Origin of the sequence: Vogesella mureinivorans (genome assembly GCF_007644035.1) — a bacterium.
In the GTDB taxonomy this organism is placed as follows: domain Bacteria; phylum Pseudomonadota; class Gammaproteobacteria; order Burkholderiales; family Chromobacteriaceae; genus Vogesella; species Vogesella mureinivorans.
In genome coordinates, this window is sequence record NZ_VMTV02001136.1 from 1 (window position 1) to 402 (window position 402).

1 protein-coding gene is annotated in these 402 nt (G+C 58.5%); it reads right to left on the reverse strand.

Annotated features, from left to right (window positions below):
• Positions 1 to 402: aldo/keto reductase (locus tag FLQ44_RS23110; protein ID WP_147696202.1), on the reverse strand; the 402-nt coding region annotated here is incomplete at both ends.

The window sequence follows — 402 nt, forward strand, 5'->3', positions numbered from 1 at the left end:
ATCGCTGGCTTCTGTATCGTCATACAGGTTTTTACCCACTTCATCCGATACCAGCCGGGCGGTAGTTTCCCCCCACGGACGGGTTAACCTTCCGCGCGCCAGCGGGCTCCACGGGATCACCGCCACGCCTTCCTGGTAGCAGAGCGGCAGCATCTCGCGCTCTTCTTCCCGGTAAATCAGGTTGTAGTGATCCTGCATAGTGACAAAGCGCGCCCAGCCGTGCTGCGCCTGGAGATCGAGCGCCTGGGCAAACTGTGAGGCATGCATGGACGATGCGCCGATGTAGCGCGCTTTACCGGCTTTCACAACGTCGTTTAACGCTTCAAGCGTCTCTTCGATCGGGGTGTTGTAATCCCAGCGGTGGATTTGCAGCAGGTCGACGTAATCCATGTTCAGGCGTCT